This is a genomic window from Streptomyces sp. NPDC053673, assembly GCF_055585225.1.
In genome coordinates this window covers 1-20,648 of the sequence record NZ_JBVJKN010000052.1, presented here as the reverse complement: position 1 = coordinate 20,648, position 20,648 = coordinate 1, and the positions used below count along the sequence as shown (strand labels likewise).

22 protein-coding genes and 2 pseudogenes are annotated in these 20,648 nt (G+C 68.6%); 11 read left to right on the top strand and 13 right to left on the bottom strand.

Annotated features, from left to right (window positions below):
• Positions 1 to 528: 528 nt before the first annotated feature.
• On the bottom strand, positions 529 to 1,101 hold the full coding sequence (locus tag ACZ6ZQ_RS36390; protein ID WP_469772813.1) for a TetR/AcrR family transcriptional regulator: 573 nt from the start codon (positions 1,099 to 1,101) through the stop codon (positions 529 to 531).
• A gap of 122 nt (positions 1,102 to 1,223) precedes the next feature.
• Between ACZ6ZQ_RS36390 and ACZ6ZQ_RS36385 the strand changes: the two genes are divergently transcribed.
• From ACZ6ZQ_RS36385 to ACZ6ZQ_RS36375, 3 genes are all read left to right on the top strand, one after another.
• Positions 1,224 to 1,664 carry a nuclear transport factor 2 family protein gene (locus ACZ6ZQ_RS36385; protein ID WP_469772812.1) on the top strand — a complete coding sequence of 147 codons (441 nt, stop codon included), beginning with the start codon at positions 1,224 to 1,226 and terminating at the stop codon, positions 1,662 to 1,664.
• A gap of 362 nt (positions 1,665 to 2,026) precedes the next feature.
• Positions 2,027 to 2,554, top strand: a complete 528-nt coding sequence (locus ACZ6ZQ_RS36380) for a class I SAM-dependent methyltransferase (protein WP_469772811.1) — start codon at positions 2,027 to 2,029, stop codon at positions 2,552 to 2,554.
• 306 nt (positions 2,555 to 2,860) lie between these two features.
• On the top strand, positions 2,861 to 3,304 hold the full coding sequence (locus ACZ6ZQ_RS36375; protein ID WP_469772810.1) for a hypothetical protein: 444 nt from the start codon (positions 2,861 to 2,863) through the stop codon (positions 3,302 to 3,304).
• Positions 3,305 to 3,592: 288 nt separating this feature from the next.
• Here ACZ6ZQ_RS36375 and ACZ6ZQ_RS36370 read toward each other — a convergent pair whose 3' ends face one another.
• The gene (locus ACZ6ZQ_RS36370; RefSeq protein WP_469772809.1) at positions 3,593 to 4,168 is read right to left on the bottom strand and encodes an AMIN-like domain-containing (lipo)protein; all 576 of its coding nucleotides are present in this window, start codon (positions 4,166 to 4,168) and stop codon (positions 3,593 to 3,595) included.
• 982 nt (positions 4,169 to 5,150) lie between these two features.
• A complete protein-coding gene (locus tag ACZ6ZQ_RS36365) occupies positions 5,151 to 5,669 on the bottom strand; it encodes an Imm26 family immunity protein (RefSeq protein ID WP_469772808.1) in 519 nt (172 codons plus the stop codon).
• Positions 5,670 to 5,916: 247 nt separating this feature from the next.
• On the opposite strand from ACZ6ZQ_RS36365, the gene ACZ6ZQ_RS36360 reads away from it, so the two are divergent.
• Positions 5,917 to 6,243 (top strand): hypothetical protein, encoded by a 327-nt coding sequence (locus ACZ6ZQ_RS36360; protein ID WP_469772807.1) that lies wholly within the window; start codon positions 5,917 to 5,919, stop codon positions 6,241 to 6,243.
• 200 nt (positions 6,244 to 6,443) lie between these two features.
• Here ACZ6ZQ_RS36360 and ACZ6ZQ_RS36355 read toward each other — a convergent pair whose 3' ends face one another.
• Complete coding sequence (locus ACZ6ZQ_RS36355) at positions 6,444 to 7,427, bottom strand: helix-turn-helix transcriptional regulator (protein ID WP_469772806.1); 984 nt, start codon at positions 7,425 to 7,427, stop codon at positions 6,444 to 6,446.
• Positions 7,428 to 7,586: 159 nt separating this feature from the next.
• Here ACZ6ZQ_RS36355 and ACZ6ZQ_RS36350 point away from each other — a divergent pair, with 159 nt between their 5' ends.
• Complete coding sequence (locus ACZ6ZQ_RS36350) at positions 7,587 to 8,009, top strand: VOC family protein (RefSeq protein WP_469772805.1); 423 nt, start codon at positions 7,587 to 7,589, stop codon at positions 8,007 to 8,009.
• A 615-nt stretch (positions 8,010 to 8,624) separates the two neighbouring features.
• Entirely contained in the window at positions 8,625 to 8,984 is a 360-nt protein-coding gene (locus ACZ6ZQ_RS36345) for a hypothetical protein (protein ID WP_469772804.1), read from the top strand.
• Positions 8,985 to 9,247: 263 nt separating this feature from the next.
• Here the strand turns inward: ACZ6ZQ_RS36345 and ACZ6ZQ_RS36340 are convergent, their stop codons facing one another.
• From ACZ6ZQ_RS36340 to ACZ6ZQ_RS36330, 3 genes are all read right to left on the bottom strand, one after another.
• Entirely contained in the window at positions 9,248 to 9,940 is a 693-nt protein-coding gene (locus tag ACZ6ZQ_RS36340; RefSeq protein ID WP_469772803.1) for a lysophospholipid acyltransferase family protein, read from the bottom strand.
• A gap of 810 nt (positions 9,941 to 10,750) precedes the next feature.
• Positions 10,751 to 11,446 (bottom strand): DUF305 domain-containing protein, encoded by a 696-nt coding sequence (locus tag ACZ6ZQ_RS36335; RefSeq protein WP_469772802.1) that lies wholly within the window; start codon positions 11,444 to 11,446, stop codon positions 10,751 to 10,753.
• On the bottom strand, positions 11,443 to 12,135 hold the full coding sequence (locus tag ACZ6ZQ_RS36330; protein WP_469772801.1) for a DUF3105 domain-containing protein: 693 nt from the start codon (positions 12,133 to 12,135) through the stop codon (positions 11,443 to 11,445). Before ACZ6ZQ_RS36330 ends, ACZ6ZQ_RS36335 begins: the two co-directional genes overlap by 4 nt.
• Positions 12,136 to 12,791: 656 nt before the next feature.
• Here ACZ6ZQ_RS36330 and ACZ6ZQ_RS36325 point away from each other — a divergent pair.
• Positions 12,792 to 13,328, top strand: a complete 537-nt coding sequence (locus ACZ6ZQ_RS36325; RefSeq protein ID WP_469772800.1) for a hypothetical protein — start codon at positions 12,792 to 12,794, stop codon at positions 13,326 to 13,328.
• Positions 13,329 to 13,463: 135 nt separating this feature from the next.
• On the opposite strand, the gene ACZ6ZQ_RS36320 is transcribed toward ACZ6ZQ_RS36325, so the two are convergent.
• The 3 genes from ACZ6ZQ_RS36320 to ACZ6ZQ_RS36310 all read right to left on the bottom strand — a co-directional run bounded on the left by ACZ6ZQ_RS36320 (position 13,464) and on the right by ACZ6ZQ_RS36310 (position 15,427).
• Complete coding sequence (locus ACZ6ZQ_RS36320; RefSeq protein WP_469772799.1) at positions 13,464 to 13,637, bottom strand: hypothetical protein; 174 nt, start codon at positions 13,635 to 13,637, stop codon at positions 13,464 to 13,466.
• 117 nt (positions 13,638 to 13,754) lie between these two features.
• Positions 13,755 to 14,069 (bottom strand): hypothetical protein, encoded by a 315-nt coding sequence (locus tag ACZ6ZQ_RS36315; RefSeq protein WP_469772798.1) that lies wholly within the window; start codon positions 14,067 to 14,069, stop codon positions 13,755 to 13,757.
• Positions 14,070 to 14,947: 878 nt separating this feature from the next.
• Positions 14,948 to 15,427 (bottom strand): hypothetical protein, encoded by a 480-nt coding sequence (locus ACZ6ZQ_RS36310; RefSeq protein WP_469772797.1) that lies wholly within the window; start codon positions 15,425 to 15,427, stop codon positions 14,948 to 14,950.
• A gap of 97 nt (positions 15,428 to 15,524) precedes the next feature.
• Here ACZ6ZQ_RS36310 and ACZ6ZQ_RS36305 point away from each other — a divergent pair, with 97 nt between their 5' ends.
• On the top strand, positions 15,525 to 15,890 hold the full coding sequence (locus ACZ6ZQ_RS36305; RefSeq protein ID WP_469772796.1) for a MerR family transcriptional regulator: 366 nt from the start codon (positions 15,525 to 15,527) through the stop codon (positions 15,888 to 15,890).
• A 573-nt stretch (positions 15,891 to 16,463) separates the two neighbouring features.
• Here the strand turns inward: ACZ6ZQ_RS36305 and ACZ6ZQ_RS36300 are convergent.
• Both ACZ6ZQ_RS36300 and ACZ6ZQ_RS36295 read right to left on the bottom strand, forming a co-directional pair.
• Positions 16,464 to 16,742 (bottom strand): helix-turn-helix transcriptional regulator, encoded by a 279-nt coding sequence (locus tag ACZ6ZQ_RS36300; RefSeq protein ID WP_469772795.1) that lies wholly within the window; start codon positions 16,740 to 16,742, stop codon positions 16,464 to 16,466.
• 89 nt (positions 16,743 to 16,831) lie between these two features.
• Positions 16,832 to 17,425: pseudogene (locus ACZ6ZQ_RS36295) on the bottom strand (AraC-like ligand-binding domain-containing protein); the annotation flags it as partial.
• 77 nt (positions 17,426 to 17,502) lie between these two features.
• On the opposite strand from ACZ6ZQ_RS36295, the gene ACZ6ZQ_RS36290 reads away from it, so the two are divergent.
• From ACZ6ZQ_RS36290 to ACZ6ZQ_RS36280, 3 genes are read left to right on the top strand one after another with little or no spacing between them, the layout of a single operon-like run.
• Positions 17,503 to 18,045 (top strand): GPR1/FUN34/YaaH family transporter, encoded by a 543-nt coding sequence (locus ACZ6ZQ_RS36290; protein ID WP_469772794.1) that lies wholly within the window; start codon positions 17,503 to 17,505, stop codon positions 18,043 to 18,045.
• Positions 18,046 to 18,089: 44 nt separating this feature from the next.
• The gene (locus ACZ6ZQ_RS36285; RefSeq protein ID WP_469772793.1) at positions 18,090 to 19,802 is read left to right on the top strand and encodes an amidohydrolase family protein; all 1,713 of its coding nucleotides are present in this window, start codon (positions 18,090 to 18,092) and stop codon (positions 19,800 to 19,802) included.
• On the top strand, positions 19,799 to 20,206 hold the full coding sequence (locus ACZ6ZQ_RS36280) for a hypothetical protein (protein WP_469772792.1): 408 nt from the start codon (positions 19,799 to 19,801) through the stop codon (positions 20,204 to 20,206). The genes ACZ6ZQ_RS36285 and ACZ6ZQ_RS36280 overlap by 4 nt, the downstream gene beginning before the upstream one ends.
• A gap of 178 nt (positions 20,207 to 20,384) precedes the next feature.
• On the opposite strand, the pseudogene ACZ6ZQ_RS36275 reads toward ACZ6ZQ_RS36280, so the two are convergent.
• Positions 20,385 to 20,555, bottom strand: a pseudogene (locus ACZ6ZQ_RS36275) (YdcF family protein); the annotation flags it as partial.
• Between the last annotated feature and the right edge of the window lie 93 nt (positions 20,556 to 20,648).

Here is a 20,648-nt window from a genome sequence, read left to right as displayed (position 1 = left end):
TGGTCCCGCCGCTGGTGATCGCGCCGGCCCAGCTCGTGCAGTTGCTGGACGACTCGTCCGTGAACATCGCACTGCCGAGCATCCAGGAAGAGCTCGCCGTCACGCCCGCACATCTGCCCTGGACCGTGAACGCCACGACGACGCGAGTTTCGCCCACTGTCTCGAAGGGCTGGCGGCGGTGGCTCAGCGGCAGAACGACACCGAGAGAGCCGGGCGCCTGCACGGGGCCGCGGAGAGACTGTTCAAGACAGTTGGCGGTGGCTGGCTGCAGGCGATCGGTGCCACCCCATCCGATTCGTCGCTGCAGATTCCGACCCGCATGCCGAACGCCGCGTTCGAGCGCGCTCGGGCACAGGGCGCCGCCATGGCGCGACGGCATGCCGTGGGGTACGCGTTGCGGAACGGCGACCGACCGCTTCTCCCTCAAGTGCAGTGAGGGAACGATCCCGCCGATGAGGCTACGCCGCAGAGCTTGTGGCGGGATCGGTCCGTTCGGCAACTTCCGGGGGAGGTTTGTACGCCTTCGATTCAGCGCGGCCGCAGCCCGTCGAAGACGACCTCGAAGATCCGCTCCCGGGGCGCCGGATCCGCTCCGAGCTGTTCCATCGCCCTGCCGACGCCGGCCAGGAGTGCGATGAACTCCGGCAGGCCCAGCTCCGGGCGGACCGCTCCTGCCTGTTGCGCCCCGGTCAGCAGATCGGCCAGCCGGGTCTGGATCTCCATGGTCGGCCCCTGCAAGGACGCGTGTACGTTCACCCCGGCCGCAGCGAGAGCCTGGGCGAACTCGTTCTTGCCCGCGGACTGATCCACCACCAGACGGAAGCAGGCGAAGAAGGCTTCGGCGGGCCCGGCCTCGGCGGCCAGCTGCGCGGTCTGGGCTGCCATTTCCTCCAGTCTGCGCACCATCACCGCCTCCAGCAGTGCCTCCTTGGTCGGGAAATGCCTGAAGAGCGTGCCGACTCCGACCCCGGCGATGCGGGCGATCTCCTCGGTCGGCACGCTCACGCCGCGGGCGGTGAATACCTCCGTGGCGACATCCAGCAGCCTGGCCCGATTGCGGGCCGCGTCCGCCCGCAGCGGGCGCTCCTGAGCGCCACCCATCTCTCTCCCATCCCTTCGCCGGCGACGGCAGAACCACCCTGGACAACCGGAGTCTCCAGTCCGTATCGTGTAAGCGGAGTCGCTGGTCCGATTCTAGCCGTGGATCCCACCGGAGGTTTGTCATGCCTGAAACGCTGTCACCGCGCGAGGTCTTCCAGGAGCTGATCGAGGGCATCAGCGCGGGGCGGTTCACGGAACTGGCCGAGCTCTATGCCGAGGACGCCGTAGTGGAGACCGTCTTCGAGCCGGTCGGTCCGCGCCGGGTCGAGGGGCGGGCCGCACTCAAGGAGCGGTTCGCTCAAGTCTCCGCAAGTTCGCCCGTGGAGCTGACCCCGGCGAACATGGTCGTCCGGGAAACCGACGACGCGGAGGTGATCGTCGCCGAGTTCGACTACCACGTGCACCACCGGTTGACCGGACGGACCTTCGAGGCCTCCAACATCCAGGTGCTGCGGGTCCGCGACGGCCTGATCGTCAGCAGCCGGGACTACCACGACCACCTTGCCCTCATCGTGGCCAGCGGCAACCTGTCTCAGCTGGTGACGGCGCTGGAAGGCAGGTAGCACGAGTGCGGTGCCCAGGGCGGGGGGTCCCTGAGGTCCCGGCCCGCATCGCGTTTCCGGCGGCGGCTCTTCCTTGATCGGGAGTTACACCGAACGGTTGACAGTGCCCTCCTGCGAGCAGGCGTACCACGGCCTGCTTCCGGCGCTGGGCCAACGTCCGAGGGTTACGGATCCTCGTCCGGGGCATGGCAGCGCTTGTCCGAGGGCCGCCCGGACGGCTCAGCCCTGTTTGACTCCTGGCGGGGTGGGGGAGCCAGTCTGTCCGTATGGACTCCCATCCGGCTTCCTGGGCTACGGGCCGGCCTGTCACCTCACCGTTCGCCCGCCCGTCCGGCATGCGCGGGCGGGCTGCCGGACGGTTCATGTTGTGGACCAACAGCCGGGACCAGCACGACGTGCTCGGCATCCTGGACGTCCAGCCTCACGACCGGGTGCTGGAGGTGGGGTACGGGCCTGGCGGACTGGTACGGCTGCTGGCCACTCGCACTCCGGCCGCTGCCGTCCTCGGCGTGGACCCGTCCCCGGAGATGCGGGACGCCGCAACCAAGGCCAACCACGGTGCGGTCCGCGCAGGCCGCGTCACCCTGAGCCTCGGCACGGCGGACCGCACCGGCCTTGCCGATCAGAGCGTCGACCGTGTCGTCTCGGTCAACAACGTGGCCATCTGGCCGGACCTGGAAGCCGGACTACGCGAACTGCACCGTGTGGTGCGTCCCGGGGGCACCGTGGTGATCGCCTGGCACGGGGGCTCATCCCCCGGGCGCATCGCCCGGAAACTCCGGCTGCCGGTCGACAAACTGGAACGCATCGAAAGCTCCCTCAGGGCCCTGTTCAGCGAGCTGACGCGTATCGAGCTGCGGAGCGTGGACGCCTTCAAGGCCGTACGTTGATCACTCTGGTCTGCTTCGCTCTGGCCCGGCCGCAGAACCGGCCCCTTGCCACCAACGACGGCTGAGCACCCGGCGGGCCGGTTCACCCGGTGCGCACTTGCGGAGGAGATCCCCGGGCGAACCTCGGTGTTCCCGGCGCCGCCGGTGTGGGTGATTGCTCCCCGGACAGTCGACCGCCAGCATGAATCTGTGATGGCGGTCCCGAGCTGGGCATGGCGAGGCACTCCGGGTTGCAGGGCAGTGAGCATCGGCCTTCCAGTCGGTCTCTTCCTCGGTGCATGGGTGCTTGCCGAGTCGAGATCATGGATGGGCGCGATTGTGGCGGGCCTGGTGCTGAGCACCTTCTACGGAATCAGGGTGTCCCGTCGAATGAGCAGAGCCTGGCCCGGTGCCGACGACCTGGACTCCGCCGACCGGGTTGCGGTGGTTCGCGCCACCCGACGTGGTGAGGACATCGGTGATACCCGACTGGCGCCCGCAGTCATCGACTACAGCGACGGTCTGCGGGCCGCCCGGGAACAGGGTCGCGTCTGGGTGGTCCTGCTCTTCGCCGCACTGGCCGTGGCCCTTGCGTTCACCGACACCTTCACCGGCTCAGCCTGGGAGACAGGGATGTCGTGGCTGGTGGTCACGTTCTTTCTCGTGGAACTGACGTGGTGGCCCAGGCGGCAGTCTCACATCATGTCCAACGCGGAACGAGCGGAGAAGTTCGCGCGCGAGATCCTGCGACGGAACACGCACGGCGGGTGAGACGGAGCATCGCCGATTCCCGCAAGGGTGGTGGCCCGCGGTCAGAGCCCGGTGAGCAGTTGCCCGGCGGCGCCGCCAGTCGTGTACGGGGTGGTCCATATCGATGCGATCCGAGCGCGAAAGACCGTCGTCGGGACAGAACTCCGCTACCCCGGCCCCAGCGTCGGGCGGCACGACGTCCGGCTCCTCAGCTCCATGCGAGCTCCACGACCGCCGTGCCTTCGAGCGTGTCCCCGTGCGGGTGGGCTGCCCGGCCGGAGGTGCGACCGGGCAGCCCACAGCGTTGCCTTACGAGGTGTGTGCGACGTCCACGATGAGCTTGTCGCCGGACTGCTGCACTCGGAAGGGGAGCTTGGCTCGTACGCCCAGGCCGATCTGGGTCTGGCCTTCGACGCTCGCCCCGAACTTGGTGTCCCTGAACGTCTTGTATCCGGTGATCTTCACGCCCGGCAGCGGCTTGCCCGCCTTCCCGGCGTACGTCGGCTTGGTCGTCGCCGGGTCGTAGCTCGGCGCGGACACGAATATCTGCAGGATCGCGCCGCCGGTGACCGGTATCTGCTCGCCGGAGCCGTCCTGATGGAACTTGGCCACGTAACCGACGTGGTAGCCGACCTTGCCACTCACGCCTTTGACGTCGAAGACCATGCGGTCGTAGCAGGTGCTCTGGCTGGTCGTGATGTTCCTCAGCGGCTTGGTGTCCGAGCCCGTGGCCGACTTGACGCCGCTGCCCCAGGCGGTCGAACAGGCGGCGGCCGAGGTGGCCTTGTCCACGTTCGCGGTCGCGGCGCCGGCCGTCCCGGCCGTGGCCACCAGGCCGGCACCGGCCACCAGGAGTGCCGCAGCAGCTGTTCCTAACTTACGCATGACATACCTCAGAGAAGGTTGACTACAGGTCCAAACGGAGGGGCAGCGCCCCATCCGTGATCTTCACCCTTTCGTCAGGTCAACTCAGTCCCCATCCGTATTCGTACTCAGATCACTTCTAGGTACCGCGCCGCCCTGGTCCGGCGGCTGCACAAGGGGGCGGCCGCTCGCCCGAGCGGGGCGAGACGAGAACCAGGACGAGCGCGGTGAGCAGCACGCGCCCGCTTCCTGGTCGGCGACCGCGCCGCCATCCCGCTGTCCGACCAGTCCACTGACCGGCCCGCGTTGCTCGCGCACCGTGATCATCCGCTGCTCCCCGCTACTCCCCGGGAGATCGGGCACACAACGGGCACGCTCCGCCGACCAACTCAGCTGTGATCAATCCACTCGCTGAGCCTGATCCGCACCTCGTGGTTGTGATCGGTGGCCAGACGACCTCGCCACTGACCTGAGCTCCCAGCGCTGGAAGGCTCGCACCGGAGGGCATGGAGCCGATATCTGCCAGCCCGACCGCATGGGGCACATCGTTGATACGAATGAAGACTCCGAAGGGCTGGCGGCCGACGACCTGACCAGTGATGGGTGTGCCTACGGGCAGCGCTGACACGGTTGCTGACCACTCGCGGCGGACCTGCTCCGGGGACGGATCGTTGGGCCAGGCGTATTCGGTCATGAGCCGATCATGTCAGGGGATGACGTGCGTGAGGTCGGGGGAGTCGTCATGACCAAGCCAAGCAACCCTGCCGTGGCCGAGCGACGAAAGAGCCCTGGTTCGGAAGACCCGGTACGCGGATGGCGGCTGAGCTGCGAGGTCGCTGACTTCGGGGGAGCGGCCATCCCACCGTGGTTCCCGTGATTCCCCGCTCCTCACTGCCTGATCGGGCACGCGTGGGGCACATGGGGATGTGGGGCACATAGGGATGGGGACTGCCCAGGGTTCGTTGGCAGGAGCGCCAAGGGGCTGCATGGGCGCGCTTTGGCATCACGGCTTCAGGCGCAACGATTCCACCCATCTGTTCGGACGGCCGTCGAAGTGGTCCCGTAGTCGGTCTTCAATGTGCCCAGGGGCCCAGACAGCAGCCCGTTCCAGCTTCTGACACTCTTCGAGCGTCGCTGGCGTCTCGCTGTCAGCCCCGGTGACCGGATCGTCGCGATAGATGGTGATGCCGCCGCTGAGCGGATCTTGCTTGCTGAAGAGGTGGACCTCGGCCTGTTCCTCGTGGGTCAGAGACACCACGTCGAGCAGCTCCCAGCCGCCATGGCGGCGAAACGCAGCATCCACGACCCAGACCGTGAAGGCGACGGGTGCCGCAACGATCTCGATGAGATCGACAGGCGCTCCAGACCTGCCGACCAGGTCGTACAACTCGACACACACGCCAGTGAGCTGCCTTCCGAAGGCGCATCGGCCATCACCCAAATCGATGCGCACTACCCGTCCCGGGGCCCTGCTGGCGCGGGCCTTGGTGGTCTTTCTGTGTCCTGATGCTCCGTGCTCCATGAGCGGATTATTGCCGTCGGTCCTGCGTCCTCAGTGATCTTGAAACCGTCGTGGCGCTAGGTCACCGTGGGGTCAGATCCCACACCCACCGCATGTGAACGGCCTCTGACCCGGTTGAACGGCCGGAGGCTGTTCTCGCTCCCGACTTCCGTGAAGTCCCGCTCTTTCCCGTGGTTCCCGGCAGATCGGGCACGCCAGGGCCACGGTGCCCCTCGCTGAGGGCGCCTGCTCGTTGGAGAATGCCGGCATGGGATCCATGCAGCCAGACGTGAGCTGGCCCTTCGGAAACGGGGCCTTTCCCGTAGAGCTGCTGGCCATCGTCCAGCGAACCGTCTCGGAGGGGCAGTTCCCCGCACTGACCGTCATCCATGACGATGAGGGTGACTGGCTGGTCAGCGACGACGTTCACGACCCGAACGCGGACGGCGCATCCATCGTCCAGCACTTGCATCACGCAGTTGAGCTGGATCCGTCACTCGCCCGGCTCGCCGCACTTCCGCCAGGGCACGTCGCACGGCGAGCGAGCGTTGATGCCCCCTGGATCGTCAGCGAATGGGCCTACGCCGACGAGTAGCGAGACCTCGTCGCTGAGGGCGGTGGAGTCTCGTTTGGATCACCGGGCGAACCAGAGGAAGAGCCGCTCACAATCAGAGTTGAAAGCACTCACTCGGGGCTCCAGCTGCCCCGCACCAGCATGCCCTGGGTGAGTGCCTCGTCCTCCGGGTCCACGTTGGAGGTGTAGCCGATGCTCAATCCGTCGATCCGTGCTCGGGGTCAGGGCGGGGTGCTCTTGCGGACGGCATTGGCGTAGCGGGTGGCGAGGTGTGCGAATGCGGTCCTGAGTTCGGGTGGGCCGATGACTTCGATGTCGGTGTCGAAGCGGCCGATAGCGGCGGCCAGGCCGGTCCATGACCAGGAGCCGAGGGTGAGTCGGCAGTGGCTGGGTCCGAGTTCTTCGACGATTCCGTCCTGGGCGAAGGGGGCGACGGCGACGGCGGGGAGGTTGAGGACGACTTCGCCTTGGCAGGGCCAGTCGGTGGTGGTGCCGTCGGAGCCGCGGAATCGGCTCGTGATGAAGGCGGCCACGTCGCCTCCGGGGAGTTCGCGTGGGGTGAAGCGGGGGCCGGTGGGTGTGCGCGGCTGTATGCGGTCGACGCGGAAGGTCCGCCAGTCCTCGCGGTCGAGGTCCCAGGCCAGGAGGTACCAGCGGCCGCGCCAGGTGACCAGGTGGTGGGGCTGTACTCGGCGGCGCTGCCCGGCAGTCGCGGTGCCGTCCGCGGCGTGGTCGAAGCGGAGTTCCGCATGGGTGTGGATGGCGGTGCTCAGGTCCGTGAAGACCTGGGCGTCGACCTGTGGGGCGTCCCCGCTCTCCGGTGGGTGGACGGCTGTGATGCGCATCGTGTCCATGCGGTGGCGTAGTCGCGGCGGCATGACCTGGCGGATCGTGGCGAGGGCGCGGGCTGCGTCCTCGGCGAGCGTGGTGCCGGCAGTGGCGGTTTGCAGGGCGAGGGCCAGGGCGACGGCCTGGTCGTCGTCGAACAGCAGTGGGGGCAGATGCGTGCCGGCATCCAGGCGGTATCCGCCGGAGGGTCCTTTGAAGGCCATGACCGGGTAGCCGAGTTCCCGGAGGCGGTCCATGTCGCGGCGAACCGTGCGCGGGGTGATGTCGAGCCGCTCGGCGAGGTCCTCGCCGGACCAGTCACGACGCGTCTGGAGCAGTGAGAGCAGCGCGAGCAGTCGCGATGACGTTTTCTGCATGGCCACCATTCTGCCCGCAGTACAGGACACAACCTGTCCGCTACTCCTGACATGGTGGTCCGGAGCCGCCAAGGGGTCATTGCCCAGTTCACGGCAGCTGCGCCGTAGCTCTTCCACTGCGGCGGCACGTATTCGAGGAACCGAACGCAAGGAGCAGGCATGTCCGTCACGACCACCACCCACCTGAACTTCCGGGGCGACGCGCGTCAGGCGCTGGACTTCTACCAGTCCGTCTTCGGCGGGCGCACCGTCGCCGTCACCTACAAGGACGCCGGCAATGTGCAGAACGAGAACGAGGTGGACTGGGTGATGTGGGGCGAGGTTGTCGGGGACAACGGCTTCCACGTCATGGCCTACGACGTGCCCTCCCAGCTGCCCTGGAACCGGGGCGAGAACCCCTTCTTCGTCTCCGTGCGCGGCGACGACGCCGACGAGATCAGTGGCCTGTGGCAGAAGCTGTCGGAGGGCTCGACGGTGGTACGCCCCTTGGAGGCCGCACAGTGGGCGCCGCTGTACGGAATGCTCACCGACCGCTTCGGCGTCACCTGGGTCCTGGACGTCACCGCTCCCTACAACGGCTGAGCCGGCCGACCCGACACAGGACCACGGGTGCCGCCGCGGCTGCGCGGCGGCACCCGGGCAGACAAGCGGAAGGTAGCGGGTCACCGTGCGCATGCAGCAACTGGGACGTACCGGGGTCGAGGTCAGCGCCTACTGCCCGGGCGTCCTGGCGTGGAGCCCCCTGGCCATGGGTCTGCTCATCGGCCGCTACCGCAAGGCACCGCGCAGCGGAACAACGCCCGCATGCACTGGGTTCCCGGTAGCGCCCACGGGATCCCGGTGCGGTCGACATACAGGACCGCGTCCGTGATCCGGCGGAGCTCGTGCTCGGGCGGGCGTCCAGTACCTGTTTCTGATCCTGGGCTGCCCTGGTCGTCTGGATGAACGGAACACCGACTCGCAGTTCCCCCGCCAGGGGGAACACGAGCAGGCGACGTGGCCTGCCCCGACATGCTGTGCGCGAGGCAGTCGAGGCCCTGATCCAGCCCTTCAGCCGCATTGGGGCAGATGTCAGTCGTCCGGTGGTGATGTGCGGTGCGCCGCGGACGGCCCTCGACGCGGCCCGCGGTGCGCTCGTCGGAACCACGCGCGGAAGGTTGTGCGTTCCTCTGTCGACTACGGCATCAGGAGGAACGGATGGCATTGTTCGGACGCGGCCGGGACGAGGACAACGCCGGCTGGACCGTCGAGAAGACCAGCAGCGGGGAGCTGTTCCGGTGGCGCGTGCGCATGCAGAACATCGGCCGCATCCCCGCAGAGCACAGGCCGGTCTTGGAGGCAGCCGCCCGCAAGAAGGGCCAGACGCTGCACGAATACGTCTCCTGGGTCGCCCACCTGAGCAAGGACCAGCTGCATCAGCGGCGGGACAGAATCATGAACGGCCAGGCCACCGCGGAAGAAGCCACGCTCTACAACGCCTGGCTGGACACCCGGATCGCGGTCCAGGAAGTCCAGTACCCGATGATGAGGCGCCCCGGCGAGTGGGTCTGGAGCTGACGTTCCGATGACCGTGTCCCGACGCAGTGCGGGCTCGGTCGGGTGCATGCATGCCGCTCGCGGACCCGGGTAGCCGGTCAGCGGGGGACCGGCTCCCGGCGGCGGGAGGAGACGAGGCTTCTGTGCCGCCCAGCCAGGTTCACTGCGAGCTGTGCCATACGGCTGCCCATTTCGCCAGCGGGCGCTTCCTCTGCTTGAGGCAAGCGACAGTCGCGGGACGCCCTTACCGTCCGGACGGAACGCAGGCGAAGGGGCGGTGGGCCTCAGCCCCGCCGCCCCTTCGCCTGTCCGGCCTTCACGTCAGCCGCGTACTGATCCACGTACTCCTGGCCCGACAGCCCCAGGATCGCGTACATGATCTCGTCGGTGACGGCTCGCAGGACCGCCCTGCGGTGCTCCATCCCCGCGAAGCGTGAGAAGTCCAGCGGTTCCCCGAAACGGATCGCGACCGGCCGGATCCTCGGCAGGACCACGCCCGGAGGCCTGATCTCGAACGTCCCCACCATCGCGCACGGGATCACCGGCACCTGCGCGGTCAGCGCCAGCACCGCGACCCCGACCTTGCCCTTGTACAGTCGGCCGTCGGGGGAGCGGGTTCCCTCCGGGTAGATTGCGAGCAGCTCTCCCTTCGCCAGTATCCCCAGCCCCTCCCGGATCGCCGCCTGCCCTGCGGCCCTGCCCGACCTGTCCACAGGAATCTGCCCGGCACTGCGAAGGATCGACGCGGTCAGCCGACCTGTGAGGCCCGGTGCCGTGAAGTACTCCGCCTTGGCCAGGAAGGTGACACGCCGTTTCAGGACCGCGGGCATGAAAAGGGGGTCCGCGAACGACAGGTGATTCCCGGCAATGATCGCCGCGCCCTCCGCCGGAACATGCTCAAGTCCCTGGGGCGCCGGTCGGAACAGCAGCCGCAGCAGCGGCCCCAGAAGGACGTACTTGAGCATGTAATAGAACACGGGGCGGCTCCCCATGGCCGAATCGGCTCCCCGATATGTCTGCGCCGGGCTGTTAAGTCAGATCCTCCCCGCCCCGGGGCCGGTGCCCGGTCAACGGCGCGCCTTGCGCCGTGATGATTGCCTGGTGGAGCGACAGCAGCGCCAACCACTCGCCCGACGCCATCCGGGCCCATAGGGGACCTGACTTTGGGGCCTGGCGGCGGCACCGCAGTGCGGCTCCCCGCGCTGCGCTCGGCGCTCTTCAATGGCCTGCGGGCCGGCTATCACGAAGTCTACGGCGACCTGGAACCGGCTGCCGCGCTGGCCCTCCTTGCGTAACCGGATCTCCCGGCGGACACCCCGCACCTCGCAGAACTGCGCCTCGTGCTCGCAGCAGAGCATTACACCCAGGATGCCCGAACTGCCTGCGGTGGCGTTGCCGTTGGTGGCGGCTGAGTACCCCGGACATCCTCGACAAGGCCAATGGGCAGTTGGCCATCCACGACTTTGCCGTGAACAGTCAACTGCTGCACTGGCTCTGCGCGCCCACCGAAGCACTGACACGGCTTACCCGCGGCGAACGACATAATGCTCACCCCTTGCAGATGACCGCCTGTCCAGGGACATCCCGGGCCTGCTGTAGCGGCTGGGCGAGGCGCCCTGCCCGCGAGACCCCCCGTCGTGCGACACGCTCCGGTCGTCGTACTCGCGCTGACCTCGTGCGCGGTTCTGCCCGGAGCAACATCCCTGCCGGCAGTCGGCCAGTTGATCGCTGACGCCCCGTCGGCTGAGCAGGTGCGCCGCGTGCTCGCGCTGAGTGTGCGGTGGAGATCAGGGCCGTGGCGCAGAGTTCCGCTGTCTGAGCATGTCCGCCATCAGGTTCGTCTCGGACTGCTGGGCGTCGAGCATCTTCCGGGCGAGGGCCTTCTCCTGCGGCACGGTGCACACGTCCGCGCAGCCCCGTGCCATTGTGATGCCGCCGTTGTGGTGGTCGGTCATCAGCTGCAGGAAGAGCACTTCGGCCTGCCTGCCGCTCGCCTTCGCCAGATGCTCCAGCTCCGCCCGGGTGGCCATGCCGGGCATCAGCGAACTCCCGCGCACCCGGTGACTGCCATGATCTTCGTGGCCGCCATGGCTCTCGCTGCTTCCGGAAGCCGTCATCCAGGCCATGGGTGCCGTTCCGGGGGCGACTTTCGGCAGTTCCCACAGGTCCAGCCAGCCCAGCAGCATGCCGCGCTGGGTGGCCTGGGTGTTGGCGATGTCGTAGGCGAGCCGCCGTAGCTCTTCGTCCTGTGTGCGGTCGCGGACGATGAAGGACATCTCCACCGCCTGCTGGTGGTGGACGGCCATGTCACGGGCGAAGCCGGCGTCGGGCGAGTCCCGCGCGGGGGCGGCCGCCGTGCCCCCGTGCCCGGCCTGGTAGCCGTCGTCGCCGCCGGTGGACGCGACGGTAGCCGCGCCCGCGAACAGCAGCACCGGCGTGGCGGCCGTGACGGCGAGCCCACGGACCCTCGTCCAGGTCCTCACCCGGTCAGTCCGCCCGTGCACGTGGCACCCGGCTCGGGTGTCTGCGGACCCTGCACGTACTTGGTGAGGAACTGGTCCACCCGAGGGTCGGCCGCGCTGCCGACCGTCACCTGCTTGCCCCAGGCGGTGAGCATGATCGCCCCGGCCTGGTCCTTCACCGGGCTCATCATCGAGTACGAGATCTGGCCGACCTTCTCCTTGAGCTTGTGCACGTCGGCGGCCGGGGCCTTGTCGTTGTAGGTCACCCACACGGCGCCGTGCTCCAGCGAGTGCACGGCGTTCACCTCAGGGATCGGCTTGTCGTAGACGTTGCCGTCGCAGTTCATCCATGTCGGGTGGTGGTCACCGCCGACCGGCGGCTTCATCGGGTACGTCACGGTGGTGGTGACATGTTTACGCCCGAGCTTCCTGGCGTCCCAGGACCTCTCGCCCCTGATGGGCTCATCGGCCGCGGTGGCGTTGTCCTCCGTGACCTTCGCCGCCCGCTGGGCAGCCTGCTCCTTCTCCACGGACTCGTGGCCCAGCGCGTAGGTGCCAAAGCGGCCGAGCATCCGAGGACTGCTGACCAAAGCGGCCTGGACAGCCGTCGGAGTCTCTGCTGGAGCAGCCAGTACCGGGACGACGAGTGCTGCGAGTCCTGCCACTGCCGTACCGGCGATCAGGGGGCCGATGACGAATCGCTTGTTCATCTCCATGACCTCGCTCGGTTCAGGGGAAATCGGGTGCCACGGCGCGCCGGAGTCCGGGTCGGCAGCCGGCGACGGAAGCGTCCCTGCGGCCACACTCGGTATGAGGAAACGCACGTGGTCATCCGTGTCACTCCACTCGCACCCGGAGTGCCGGCCGCCATGATCCTGCGCGGGGTGTCCGAACGCACGCTGCCCTCCTCGACCTGGCGAATGGGCCGCTCCCGACGCTATCGATCTTCAGCCGATGTCCCGGACAAGGCGCCCTTTCCCTCACCCGAAAGGGGCGGTTGACTCAGCAACGATGGTGAGTTGACGCTGGAGCCCTGGGCAGAGGTCCACCAGATCCCGCCGAAGCAGCCTTGCGTCGTTGTCACCCACTCCCCTTCAGGGGATGGCTCTTGGTCCGGGACGTTGCGGGCGAACGAGCCGTTCCAGGTCGACCATCGGCCTGACTCGGTCACGGTGTGGGTCAACGGAAGCTGCTTCCACCTCAGTGACGCGGAAGGCAATACGATCGACGCGGCCGACTGGCAGTGCCCTGCCCAGGGCCCGGCCTCCTGAAGGACGGCCAAGCTGACCGGCCGGGGCCTGCCGCAATGCCAGGTCTGCGGCGACGTGCGCTGTGACGAGGGCCAGCGGCTGGACAACTGCGGTGGATGCGGGACCTGCGAGTACGTCGTCGGCGACGGCGCACCCGGCGGCACCGCATCGCGGCCGCGGTCGACGCAGAGATGCCCCAGGCCTCCAGCGCAGAGCGCCGCACCGTGGTGGAACAGCGGCTGAACGAGGCCGTCACTTCCGGGGGCTGGACGAAGGCGCTGTACCGCGAGCGGGTGGAGACCGAGCCTGCCGAGCGCCGGCTGCCGCCGCGCAGGCCCGCGCCGAAGCCGAGGAGGCAGCCGCCGTGGCGGAGCCCCTGCCGGTGGTCGTGCTGCCCGCGCCGCACCCCCGCCGCCGACCCGGAGCCCGAGGACGGCCAGGCGCCGATCGTGCTGGAGGACCTGACGCCCGACCAGGTCCGCGACTGGCGTGTCCGTGCGATGAAGGACCACCGGGTGGCCGTAGACCACGTCGAAGAGTATGGCGAGCTGTCCGCCCGCCGCCTGTTCACCAGCACGTTCGTCGACCAGGTCCAGCGCCTGGCGGGCACCGGCCACCTGGTGCTCGGGCACACCACCTGGGGGCAGGCATGAGCGAGGTTTCCGGCGTCGCCTCGCCCGCCGCTGTCGAGGATGCGCGTCGCCGCCGCGGACGGGGCGAGAAAGTGCCACGTCCGCGGCGCCGGGCGCGGCAACCGAGGCGAGATGCGGGCACCGGATGCGACCCGTTCAGGGCGCTGTTGCCTCCAGGTGGTACGTCGTGTCGACCCAGAAGCCGCTCGTGAACTTGGCCTTGGTCTCCAGTACGTACTGGCCCGGAGTCAGCTGTGCGATGCCGTCCCGGATTCCCCAGGCGAAGCGGCGTGTCGGCCCCGTCCGGAACGGCGCGGAAAACTCCTGCAAGGCCAACGGAATGCCGGTGTGATCACCAGACGGATGTCACGCGACTGCGCCGAAGCCTCGCCAACTCGCCAGCGGTGTTACCGGCCTTCCCGGTCAACAGCGTCGGCCGAAAAGGGCTCAGAGGAAAATGACGCTTTCAACGGCAGTGACCTGGACGGTGGCGCCGACAGCGGCCGTTCCCACTGGAACCTGACAGTTCGCGTCAAGGTACAGAACGGCCACGCTGTCGGTATTGTTCCGGACGACCTGAGACGGACCGCCATTGAATGTGTGGCACACGAGGTCAGCAGGGTCGGTCATGCTCTGCCAGCCTGAGCCGGAGTAGTAATAGCCGAAGGTGCCAACTGCGGCCTGAGCAGAGCTGGGGACAGCGAGGAGCAGAGCCAATGCGCTAGCCAGCGCACCAAGTCCCGTGGCGACCTGCTTGCGCATACATGCTCCTCTTCAGAGACACGGACGGAACCGCAACGGCGCCCGGGCCGCCTCGTAGTACCAGCTATCCATCAGCACAGGGCCTGCCACGGCGCGGAGCTACCCGAACCGCCCGGTAACGCCCACTCCGCGTCAGAACACGCAAGCCTTGCCCGACAACTTCACCCTGGCAGAAGGCAACCACCCTCAGCCAGACAGCGGCACCCCCGCGCACGAAGCACTCAACGCTCCTGCATGCGCCCCCTCCGCACACCGGCACACCCACCCCGTTGTGACAGCGGACCCCATCTCTGACGCCGGCACCCCCCGGTGATCCGCGACGCGGCTGTGCATGCGCCTCGTCTGGTTCTCCGCTGGGTCGGGCAACTGCAGCTCCCTGTTGAGATCGGGTTCGTGTGCCCCAGCGTTCAAGCGATGGGCCGACGGCGCCAACAGCGGCGAAGAACGCGCTGAGGAGCAGCCAGCCGCGCGCCCTGGAGCGCAACGCCGGCCTGAGCGGGTCATCGGCTGCGGGCTTCGTCGGGATCCGGTCGCCGACGATGAGGAACAGCGACAGCAGGCAGAGGTAGCGAGCCGCCAGGGGGCGGAGTTCCCGGATACCGGGCAGCAATGCGAGCACCCGATCATGGTGGTCCGGTGCGGTGAGCGGAAGATCCGGGACACGCAGGGTCCGAACCTGCACGTGTTCCCTGGCTCGCCGGGTGACGCAAGGACGGAACTGTCGAGCGTTGGCGTGCGGGGCAGCCGCCGATGATGAGGCTCCCTGAGCTTCGTCGGTGTCGCTCGTCTTCGTCACATGGTTCGTTCTGGCAGTGAGTGGTGAAGTTGGCGAGTAAGGGCATGCGCGAGGCCGCCACCGCACGTGGCCAGCTCGGGCGTCACTGACGTGCTGAGTCGAGCGGGCGTCCGTCGGCCGGGTGGGCATGGGCGTGCGCCAGGTTGGTGTGTCGGTTCCGCCGCCATGGCGCAAGCTGGACGATGCCGAAAGCCACCTCGACGCCGAAGAACAGCCACAGGATCCGCGAGGCGCCGTGGGCCAGCGCGTACGCCATCCACGCTGAGAACAGGGTGCGCGCGATGCCGTCGAACAGTCCATGCACCGGCAGTGTCCGGGCGATGCGCAGGACGGCCCAGACGACCACGACCGAGCCCATCAGATTCGCGTACAGGGTCTGCCACGGGTCGGGTTCGGGCAGGGCGCCAAGGCCGAGTGTGTCGCCCAGGGATGACAGCGTGTCGTGCACCAGCACGTACGTCCACGGTGTTGCGAATCCCATGGTGACGACGAGGTCGTACCAGGCGCTTGCGCGTACGACACGGAGATAGGCGGGGCGTGCGGGGGTGAAGGGACGGATCACGTTGAGGCTCCTGCTGGTCGTGGGACAGCGACGCCTCACGCTAAACAGTGGAGTACGGTCCAAGGTCAAGTTCATCGTCCGAAGGGGGCGCAGAGGCATGCGTATCGGAGAGCTGGCCGCGCTGGCGGGTATGACCAGGGACGCGATCCGGTTCTACGAGAAGGTCGGTCTCATCGCGGGCCGGCGGCTGGCCAACGGCTATCGCGACTTCCCGCCCGAGGCAGTGGCCTGGTTGCACTATGTCCGCACCGCGCAGACCCTTGGATTCTCCCTCGCGGAGATCGCCCGGCAGGGCGAGGAACTGCGCGAGGCTCCGGACGCCGCGGAAGCGTTGTCCGCGCTGTTCGAGGAGAAGATCCAGGTCGTCGACGCGCGCATGGCCGAGCTCGCCGCCCTGCGGGCCGAGCTCGCCGCACGCGTCGGCACTGGTTGCCCGTTGCGGCCGGCCAACCCGGATGAGTAGGGGGTTGAGAGCAGGACGGGTCTGACCGCTGACTTGCGCGATGATTCCGGGCGCTGGACCTTGCTTGTGCGCTGACGGCTACGGGTGCCTGGCAGCACATCACCCCCGGCTCGTTGCCGAGCTAGTGCCCCTCCCGGCAAACTTTGCCCTGTCGCGCCGCCCGGCACGCACCCTCGCTGCGTTGGCCAAAAGCCCTGGTAGCTCCGCTACAAGGACTTCCGGCCGCCTTGCGATGCTTCCCCTCGGCCCTGTGGGCCTGGGGAGACCCCATGCACCGGACGACGCTCCTCGACGGGCAAACATTGCCGGTCGCGGCACTAGGCCCTGTCCGGGCGATCTTGTCAGGGCCGCGATGACAGCTGCGGCACCTCGCTGCGTTGTCGGAGTCGCCCAAGTACGTCCAGTACGAGGGCTTTCGAAGTCCGGCGCACCTGAGCCGGGCCTTCGAGACGGTCTACGGATGCCCGCCACCGCGGTGGCGCGAGGCCGTCGCCGCCCGGGAAGCCGGCGGATCGTCATGACCTTCCCGCTGTCCCGCGGTTGAGTCGCCCGTGGCCGTCGCCGTCCACCGTTTCAACCGCTCGTGGCCGCCGCCGTCCCGGCGCGGCGGTCCCGCCAGTCGCTGGGCGACATGCCGTAGGCGGCACGGAAGCTGCGGCTGAAGTGCGCGGCGCCGGCGAACCCCCAGCGTGCCGCGATCGCGGCCACACTCGTGTCACCCCGGCCCGGCCGGGCCGGCTCGCGCCGGGCCTCCTCCAGCCGGCGGTGCCGGATCCAGCGGTTGACGGTGCTGCCCTGGCTCTCGAAGAGCTTGTGGAGGTAGCGGATCGAGATGTGGTGGGCTCTGGCCACGGCCGCCACAAATGCCGGCGAGATGGAGGGCGGTCTGCGGCGGGCAGGCGGGCCCCACGTCGGCAACTGTTCCGCAGCAGGGGTGCCAGCACGCCGGCAACGGCGCCGTCGGCGGACGGAGGCCGGCCGCTCAGGGCACGCACCTGGCCGTCCGAGAGAGCGAGGACGCGGCGCGGTATCCGCGCGAGCTGCAGTTCGAAGTCCTCGGACTCGTGCAGGGTGAACGGCTCGGCGCCGTCGCAGACGAACAGTTCGCCGGGACGGCACACGGCGGCGGACCCGGCGCCTTCGAGCATCGCCCGGCCGAAGGTGTGCGTGCCCAGCAGGAGGTACGGGTCGGCGCCGTGGACGACCGAGGCGCGGGACAGAGTCCGCGCTCCACCGGACACCGTGCTCAGTCCGAGGAACCCGAGGCGGCGCGCGCCTTCCTGGTTCGGAATCAACGCGGGGCACGGGGCGGGGTGCCGGCTCTGGACGTCGCCGGCAGGTGCTGAAGGGCTCACGGAATCCAGCGTCGGTGCTGCCGCCGAGGTTGTGCGGCGGGCCGGGCGATCCGTGCAAGGAGGAGCCAAGAGCCCTGCAGGCAAGGGCAATGGAGCGGGGATGCCCGCTCGGGTGCCCGAGGCCGGCCGCACCGGGAGGCGCAGTGCACGGGTGTGCAAGGGCTGTGCACTCACAGACATCCAAGGCCTTCCGGCGCTGCCTACGGTTCCGTCGTGGCCGCTCGGCACAGGGGCGGTACCCCAAGGGGAGACAGACCATGACTGCAAGCGAGCGCCTGCTCGCCGAGCCACCGAGCGGCCGGCACTTCGAGCCCGACCTCAGAGCGATGACCCGCATCAACCTGCGGCCCATCGCCTCACCGATGCCCCTGGGCTTCTACACGGTGGCCATCGCCTCGACCGTCGTCGGCTGCTACCAGGCGGGCGTCCTCCCGGAGACCGCCGGTCGGGCCGTGGCCATGGCCGTCCTGCCTGCCTTCGCCCTGCAACTGCTCGTCAGCGTGCTGGCGTTCAGCGCTCGGGACGTGGTCGCGGCCACGCTGATGGGCTGCTTCTCCGGGATGTGGCTGGCGACCGCCCTCGTCCTCGGTCAGCAGCCCGCCGACGGCCCCCGCATGCTGGGCGTGCTGAACGGCGTCTTCGCCGTCTTCGCCCTGCTCGTGGCTAGTGTCGCCGGACGCAAACGAGCCCTGTGGCTGGTGCTGTGCACGGCGGTGCCGAGGTTCGCCGTCGCCTCGGTGGCCGGACTCACCGAGCTGGGCTGGAACGACACTCTGTCGGGCGTGCTGGGACTGACCTGACCGGATCCACGACCGGACCGAACGCCGACCAGGCCGCGGACCTCGTGCTGCGCAACGCGAAGATCCACACCGGCGACGCGGCCCGCCCCGCCGCGTCCGCGCTCGCCGTACGCGACGGCCACCTCACAGCCCTCGGCGACGACGCGGACATCGCGCGGCACGTGGGCCCCCGTACCCGCGTCGTGGACGCGCTCGGCCGCCGTGTCGTCCCTGGGCTCAACGACTCCCACCTGCACGTCATCCGCGGCAGCCTCAACTACGTCCTGGAACTGCGCTGGGACGGCGTGCCCTCGCTGCGCCAGGGGCTGGCGATGCTGCGCGAGCAGGCCGCGCGCACCCCAAAGGGCCAGTGGATCCGCGTGGTGGGCGGCTGGACCACCGAGCAGTTCGCGGGCGGACCGGACGCGAACGCTCTCGCTCTGAGCCTGCTGGACTCCGGAGCCGCGTTCGTCGCGCAGGGCGACCGCAGTGGCGATCTGGGACCGGGCGACATGTTCCTGCACGATCCCGCCCGCCCTTGCGTCGTGGAGCACGAGCAGCCGATCACGCTTCATGTCTTCCGTCTGCCGCGCACCGAACTGGCCGTACCCGAGCCGTACCCGAGCCGGACCTGCGCCGGACCTGCGCCGGACCTGCGCCGGATCGGCGCGATGATCGTCCGGCCCGGGGAGGGCGGTGCCGCCGCAGTCCTGTCACCGGTGCTGCGCTCACTCGCCTCGGCCGTGCCGCCCTGCCCCGATTGGATCGCCGGGCGACTGGCCAGGCACGTGGCGGACCTGCTGGCCACGACACTGGCTGAGCGCACCGCCGCCGTGACGGACAGCGCCGCCGATGTGCTCGTCGCCCGGATCCGGGGTTATGTCGACGAGCACCTGACCGACCCCGGCCTGTCCGCCGAGTCGATCGCCGCCGCCCACTTCGTCTCGGTGCGCTACGTCCACAGACTCTTCGCCATCCAGGGCACGACGCCCGGCCGCTGGATTCTGCAACGCCGGCTGGAGGAGTGCCGGCGCGAACTGGTCCGCTCCGCGCGGACGGGCAGGTCGGTCTCCGCGGTGGGACGCCTGTGGGGGTTCCCCAACGTGGCCCACTTCAGCCGGGCATTCCGGCGCGCGTACGGCATGTCGCCCACCGAGTGGCGCCGCTCCCACACCCGCTCGGAACCCCCGCTGGCGGGCGAGTCCGCGCAGGGTGTCGCGGAGCGCGACCCGCGAGGTGATGCTCAGCTGGCAGAAGACCTTGTACAGGTAGGCGCCGACGTACGTGGTGACAGGCCGAGGCGCAGGCCGATCACCTTGTTGGTGAGCCCGGAAGCGGTCAGTTCGGCGATCCGCAGCTCCTGGGCGGTCAGCAGGGAGGGGGCGTCATCGCGCCGGGATGTGATGGAGCTGGTCCGAGGCGAGGGCTTGGACGTCATGCTGCGCCGAGGCGTCGTCAGTCGCATCGAGGCGGTTGTGGAGTCGGGGGCCGGCCAGCGGCTCTGGGTGTCTCAGAACCTGGTGACAACACCACCAGCTGCGTCGGTCATTGGTGACAAGAAGCGTGCCGATCTGGTGACAAAGACCTCGCTCCTGCGAAACCCCATGTCGGCGCCGATCTTGGTGACAACTATCGTGCGTCGGCACAGTGTGACTGATTCCCAATCGTCCTTGTCAAGCCGTCAGAGAGGGCGGCAGCACGCCGAGGAGGCCGATGCCGCGTCCGCGGCCGCCCCTGAAGCACAGTTATCAGAGTGCCGTCGGACAATGCGTGCGTGAGCCTGCACTACGAAGTGGTCTTCGCCTGTTTTCTCCGGGATGAGACACCGGAGCCGGTCTTGGCCGCGCTGCGGTGGCACATCGGCGCAAAGGCAGACCGTCCGCCGCATCTCGATGCGGATGAGCACCCGTACCCGCTTCTCGTCCCGAGCCCGGACAGCTATCTGCCGGGTGGGGACTCCGCGTCCCTGCAGCGCCAGTCCCGCGGAGACTGGGATGCCTGGGGTCTGTACACCCGGAACTTCTGGCTGGACGACGACATCGGTGAGCTCGTCACGATCCTGGACCTGTTGGCGCCCCACGTCGAAGATTCCGGATACGGCGGATACATGCGCGAGGAGGACGACAGGAAGCCGTCGATCTTCACGTTCCGTGACGGTGCCTACGACCTGGAGACGGACTGACTTCGGGGCTTGATCCGGCATGCGTGCATTCGTCCATCTGCACTGGTTGCGCCGCCTGCGGATCCGCTGGGAGATCCGCGACGACATCCACGAAGCCTTCCGTGTCCTGGGATGCGCACTTATCTGCTGGCGACGGCTCAAGAACCATCGCTTGTGACGCCGACGCAACAGCGGCTGTCTACAGCAAGGTCTTCCGTTCGTCAGCTTTGATACCGCGGAGTGTCCAAAGTCCGTACACAGCCAGCAGCGGTTTGGCGATCATCCACTCGCCGGTGCGGTAGTCATCCGCGCGCACGAGCCTCTCGGCAAGATCAGGGCGCTGCCGCCGCAAGTACGCGCGGGCCTTGAGCTTGACTCTGTCGGGGATCTTGGAGTTGCCGAGGTCAGCTGCCCAGGGCTCGCCAAGACTTCAGCCGGGGTATCTCGCGCTGGTCGAGGTAGT

Bases quoted from the DNA above. Each gene is read 5' to 3' on its own strand.
- ACZ6ZQ_RS36390 (WP_469772813.1), bottom strand. From the start codon at position 1,101: ATGGGTGGCGCTCAGGAGCGCCCGCTGCGGGCGGACGCGGCCCGCAAT.
- ACZ6ZQ_RS36385 (WP_469772812.1), top strand. From the start codon at position 1,224: ATGCCTGAAACGCTGTCACCGCGCGAGGTCTTCCAGGAGCTGATCGAG.
- ACZ6ZQ_RS36380 (WP_469772811.1), top strand. From the start codon at position 2,027: ATGTTGTGGACCAACAGCCGGGACCAGCACGACGTGCTCGGCATCCTG.
- ACZ6ZQ_RS36375 (WP_469772810.1), top strand. From the start codon at position 2,861: ATGGGCGCGATTGTGGCGGGCCTGGTGCTGAGCACCTTCTACGGAATC.
- ACZ6ZQ_RS36370 (WP_469772809.1), bottom strand. From the start codon at position 4,168: ATGCGTAAGTTAGGAACAGCTGCTGCGGCACTCCTGGTGGCCGGTGCC.
- ACZ6ZQ_RS36365 (WP_469772808.1), bottom strand. From the start codon at position 5,669: ATGGAGCACGGAGCATCAGGACACAGAAAGACCACCAAGGCCCGCGCC.
- ACZ6ZQ_RS36360 (WP_469772807.1), top strand. From the start codon at position 5,917: ATGGGATCCATGCAGCCAGACGTGAGCTGGCCCTTCGGAAACGGGGCC.
- ACZ6ZQ_RS36355 (WP_469772806.1), bottom strand. From the start codon at position 7,427: ATGCAGAAAACGTCATCGCGACTGCTCGCGCTGCTCTCACTGCTCCAG.
- ACZ6ZQ_RS36350 (WP_469772805.1), top strand. From the start codon at position 7,587: ATGTCCGTCACGACCACCACCCACCTGAACTTCCGGGGCGACGCGCGT.
- ACZ6ZQ_RS36345 (WP_469772804.1), top strand. From the start codon at position 8,625: ATGGCATTGTTCGGACGCGGCCGGGACGAGGACAACGCCGGCTGGACC.
- ACZ6ZQ_RS36330 (WP_469772801.1), bottom strand. From the start codon at position 12,135: ATGAACAAGCGATTCGTCATCGGCCCCCTGATCGCCGGTACGGCAGTG.
- ACZ6ZQ_RS36325 (WP_469772800.1), top strand. From the start codon at position 12,792: ATGCGGGACCTGCGAGTACGTCGTCGGCGACGGCGCACCCGGCGGCAC.
- ACZ6ZQ_RS36315 (WP_469772798.1), bottom strand. From the start codon at position 14,069: ATGCGCAAGCAGGTCGCCACGGGACTTGGTGCGCTGGCTAGCGCATTG.
- ACZ6ZQ_RS36305 (WP_469772796.1), top strand. From the start codon at position 15,525: ATGCGTATCGGAGAGCTGGCCGCGCTGGCGGGTATGACCAGGGACGCG.
- ACZ6ZQ_RS36290 (WP_469772794.1), top strand. From the start codon at position 17,503: ATGACTGCAAGCGAGCGCCTGCTCGCCGAGCCACCGAGCGGCCGGCAC.